Annotated in this window: 4 protein-coding genes; 2 read left to right on the forward strand and 2 right to left on the reverse strand. The window is 71.9% G+C overall.

From position 1 onward, the window contains the following. Positions 1 to 257: 257 nt before the first annotated feature. Both QH270_RS15850 and QH270_RS15855 read right to left on the reverse strand, forming a co-directional pair. Positions 258 to 473, reverse strand: a complete 216-nt coding sequence (locus tag QH270_RS15850; RefSeq protein WP_280342696.1) for a hypothetical protein — start codon at positions 471 to 473, stop codon at positions 258 to 260. Positions 474 to 637: 164 nt separating this feature from the next. Further along, on the reverse strand, positions 638 to 3,490 hold the full coding sequence (locus QH270_RS15855; protein WP_280342698.1) for an ATP-binding protein: 2,853 nt from the start codon (positions 3,488 to 3,490) through the stop codon (positions 638 to 640). A gap of 115 nt (positions 3,491 to 3,605) precedes the next feature. Between QH270_RS15855 and QH270_RS15860 the strand changes: the two genes are divergently transcribed. Together QH270_RS15860 and QH270_RS15865 are read left to right on the forward strand one after the other, a co-directional pair. Beyond that, positions 3,606 to 3,941 (forward strand): hypothetical protein, encoded by a 336-nt coding sequence (locus tag QH270_RS15860; RefSeq protein WP_280342700.1) that lies wholly within the window; start codon positions 3,606 to 3,608, stop codon positions 3,939 to 3,941. After that, entirely contained in the window at positions 3,938 to 4,450 is a 513-nt protein-coding gene (locus QH270_RS15865; protein WP_280342702.1) for a YceI family protein, read from the forward strand. The genes QH270_RS15860 and QH270_RS15865 overlap by 4 nt, the downstream gene beginning before the upstream one ends. Positions 4,451 to 4,478: the final 28 nt, after the last annotated feature.

The raw sequence follows: 4,478 nt of genomic DNA on the forward strand, positions 1-4,478 counted from the left end.
CCGATCATGTCGCGGTCGAGGACCCGACCCCGGTGCAGATCGCGGTGCTGGAGAGCGTCGCGCCGCACCGCCGCCACGACCCGTATCCCAGCTACGAGACCCTGCGCGCCGCTCCGCCCGTCCCCCATCGCCCCCCCCACCATCCTCACTCCCTCCCCCCCCCCACCCCTCCCCCCCCCCCCCCCCCCCCCCCTTCCTCGGCTCGGAACAGAGTGACAGCTGAGCACTCAGCTGTCACTCTTAGTCCGAAGCATCAACTATCGGGCCACCGGTTGGCCGAGAATCCAACCGTCGTACTGACCACCCTGGCAAACGAAGTATCGTTCGCCATCGTTGTAACGCACGACCACCTGGCCGCCGCCGGCAACGCAGTATTCGTCGGCGCTTTGCGCATGCGCCGGAGATCCCAACATCACCAGCCCTGAGATCGCCAAAACTCCTGCAAGCGCGGTTTTCGCGAGAATTTTTCGCATTTTCCCCTCCAATTGAACTGTAGCTGGAAAGGGGCACCACTACATCTGCCAGTAGACGGCCTCCCCCCGTCGCCAATCGTACGCGAATTATGTTGCGCTGCAAAGCATTGAACGCGTCGGTGCAACTCCGATGCCGCCGGTCTCTCATCGGCGTTCGATGAGCGCTAGCGCACTCCCCGGACGATCTCCAGGCGATTGGCGACGCCGAGCTTGGCGAGGATATTGCGGACGTGCGTCTCCACCGTGCGTTCGGAGAGGACGAGGCGGGCCGCGATGTCGCGGTTCGTCAGGCCGGCGGCGACCAGGTCGGCCACCTCGCGTTCCCGTCGGGTGAGCGGGTCGGCGGTGCGGGCGGCCGCCGCGATCTCGATCAGGAGGGCGTCGGCGGTGGCCAGGCGATGGGTCATGCCGAGGCGGCGGAAACCGGCGGCGGCCCGCTCGGCGTGCTCGCGCGCGGCGGGCAGTTCGGCGCGGGCCAGCAGGGTGCGCGCCAGACCGAGGTGGCCGAGGGCGACGAAGGGCAGCGCCCCGATCCTGGTGTCCATGACCAGGCCCTGCCGATACAGCTCGACCGCGGCGTCGAGGTGGCCAGCGACTCGCGCGTTGTCGGCGCGAACCCTGGCCAGCGAGCTCACGCAGATGAGGGCGCCGGTGCCGTCGGCCGAGTAATACGGCTCCTGCCCGGCCTGTGCGCGATAGACACGGTCGGCGGTCTCGGTGTCGTCGAGCAGTTGGGCGATCAGGCCGACCGAGAACACGGTGCCGGACCAGCGTGGACCGCGCTCGAGCGTATCGGGGAGATCGCGGAAGGGCTCGAACCGGGCGCGCGCCTCGTCGAGGTCACCGGCCAGCGCGAGCATCATCGGCGTGAAGAGCTGGGCGATGGGGATTTTCGGGGCGAAGGCCAACGCGTCGACGGCCGCGGTCATTTCGGCTCGGTCGACCTCGCCGAGGATCGCCGCGTGCATCCCGCGAAAGGCATGGTGCAGTCCGGCGAGCGAGAAATCGCCGATGCCGAGCGCCAATTCATGGGCGGCGGCATCGAATTCGAGCGCGGCGGCCAGCTCGCCGACCAGCACGGCTCGGGTCGCCCGCAGCCGGAGCAGATGCCAGCGGGCGATCGGCAGCCGTCGGCGTTCGGCGAGCAGCGCGATGCGGTCGAGCGCGTCGTCGAAGGCGGTGAGGTCGCCGCGTTGCAGGCTCGCGTCGGCTGTCCACACATGTCCCCAGAGCTGGGCCAGCGGCTGTTCGGCGTCGACGGCGATCTCGATCGCCCTGGCCGCCAAGGCCGTTCGTTCCTCGAGGTATTCGGTGGAGGCCAGCGACAGGTGTCTGGCGTGGATGGCGTCGAGCACCACATCGGGATCGGTGGAGCGGCCCGCCGCGCGCATGGCCTGCTCCGACAGCGCCCTCGCCTCGGCGCCCGCACCGCGATCGGCCGCCGACAGCGCCACCCTGGCCAGGATGCGCGCGATCGGATCGTCGTGCCGTCCCGGCTGGAGTCGTCGCAGCGCCGCCGCGCAGAGCTGATCGATGCGCGTCATGACCGTGGGCGTGGTGACGCCGTGCACCACCAGCGCGGCCGCGGCGAGCAGCTCGGGCCTGGAGGCGCGTTCGGCGAGCGCCGCCGCCTGCTCGCAGTGCTCGAGGCTGTCGGTGAGGTGGCCCGCGGCGAACTCGTCACCGGCGAGGTCGATCAGCAGCTCGGCCCGCTCGGCCTCGGGGGCGGAGGCGCCCACCGATTCGATCGCCCACTGCCCGAAGCGAATCGCCTCGGGATAGGCGGCGGCGGTGCGCGCGGCACGGGCCGCTCGCCTGGCCCAGTGCGTGGCCTCGGACGTGGCGACGCGGGCGTGCCGCCAGTGGGTCGCGATCGCGCCCGCCGTCGCCGAATCCGGACCGCCGCGTTCGTCCAGTGCTCGCGCGGCCGCGTGGTGCAGGGCACGACGACGCGCGGGACGGAGGTCGGCGTACACGGCGTCGCGGACCAACGCGTGGGTGAATCCGGTTGTCCCGTCCGGGAATCGGCGCACGATGCCCGCCGATTCGGCGGCGTCGACGGCTGCGATCACACTGGCTTCGAGGCGATCACGGGATGCGTCGCTGTCGCCATCCGCATCGCGGGCTTCCACCCCGTCTCGACGCACGATACGGGGTGGTTCGGTGGCGACCAGGCGGGCGACCCGAGCCAGCAGCGCGACATCTATTCGTTCGCCGAGCACGCCGGCGACGCCGAGCACCTCGACCACGTCCGGGTCGAGACGATCCAGCTGGGCGAGCACCAATCTGCGCACACCGGGCACCGCGAGCACGGCATCGGTATCACACCCTCGTTCGGCCAGACCGGATTCCACGATCAGCCGCACCAGCAGCGGGTTCCCCTCGGTCCGGTCGCGCAGGTCAGCCGCGAGATCGATGGGCAGGCCGAGCTGTTCGAGCCAGTACCGCACCTCGGGCGCCGTCAGCCCGGGCACCGACAGCGCCCTGGCGTGGGGCAGGCGCAGCCACCCGGCCTGGTGCTCGAGCAACGGCTCGCCCGCCGCTTCCCGCGCGGTGCCGACGATGAGCAGCGCGGCCCGCGGCGTCTGCGTGGCCACATGGGTGAGCAGGTCCAGTGAGGTGGGGTCGGCCCAGTGCAGATCCTCGAAGACGAGCAGCAGCCCCGGCTCGGCCGCGAGGACATCGGCGACCTCGGTGAACATCCGGAATCGTTGCGCCGCCGCACCGCCGCCGGGCTCGGTGACGGTGTCGAGCGCGGCGGCCAGCTCGGGTAGCTCGCGGGCGGCGCGGTGCCACGGCCACAGCGGCGGCATCCCCGCGTCGTCGAGCGCGTTGCCGCGCGCCACCCGCAGGCCCGCCTCCGTGGCCAGCTCGACCGCGCGTTCGGCCAGCCAGGACTTGCCGATCCCGGCGGGACCGCTGATCAGCACGAAGCGGCTCGCGCCCGTCGCGGCGGACAGCGCCGCCGCGCGCAACAGCGCGATCTCCTGATGCCGCCCGACCGCCGGAGTCTGCACCAGCCAAGTATCGCGCGAAGTTCAGTACCGCGAATGCGTACTGGCACTGATCCGGCGCGGCATCGTGGCGGCGAGGCTGGAAGCACCGAATCCCCCAGGTCAGGAGTTGAAAATCATGTACGCACACCTCGTCTGGTTCGACCGGCCACGGACCGAGGCCGAGCTGGCCGCCGCCGACTTCGCGGCGACCCACCGCATCGGTCCCGCGCTGGCCACCGTGCCCGGACTGCTCGAGTACTACGAATTGCGCCGCGCCGACGGCTCCGGCGTCCTGATCGGTTTCGGCGAGTCCGAGGCGGCGCTGCACGCGGTGCGCGACGCCATCCTCGCCACCGACCTGCTGCCGGGCGAGGACCCCGAGCTGCTGCCCGGCCCCGACCGGGTGGAGATCTATCCGGTGCTGCGCCACCGCGACACCGCCGACATCTATGCCGAAGGGACACGGTCATGAACTGGATCATGCTGGGCGAGCGGCGCTCGGTGCGCTGGGCAGCCGCCGCACAGGACAGCACCGCCCACTTCCGGGTCGGGCACTTCGGGCACACCGTGCAGGGCTCGGTACCGGTGCTCGACGGGCGCCTCACGCTCGGCCCGGACGGGCAGCCGGCGACCGTCAGCGGCGCCGTCGACCTCGCCGCGATCACCACCGGCAATCCCCGACGCGACCGCGACCTGCGCAAACCGCGCCTGCTCGACCTCGACCGGCATCCGGTGATGAGCTTCGTCGCCGACGACATCACCGGCACCGACGGCGAATGGCGCGTCGCCGGGGTGGGGGGGGGGGGGGGGGGGGGGCGGGGGGGGGGGGGGGGAGAGCCGCCACAAGAAGGCGGGGGGCGCCCCCCCGCGGGGGGGGGGCGCCCGCGTCTTTATTTGGGCGCCCTTCCCCCCCCCGCCCCCCCCCCCCCCCCCCCCCCCCCCCCACCCCGGCGACGCGCCATTCGCCGTCGGTGCCGGTGATGTCGTCGGCGACGAAGCTCATCACCGG

Origin of the sequence: Nocardia neocaledoniensis, assembly GCF_029868625.1 — a bacterium.
Classification (GTDB): Bacteria; Actinomycetota; Actinomycetes; order Mycobacteriales; family Mycobacteriaceae; genus Nocardia; species Nocardia neocaledoniensis_A.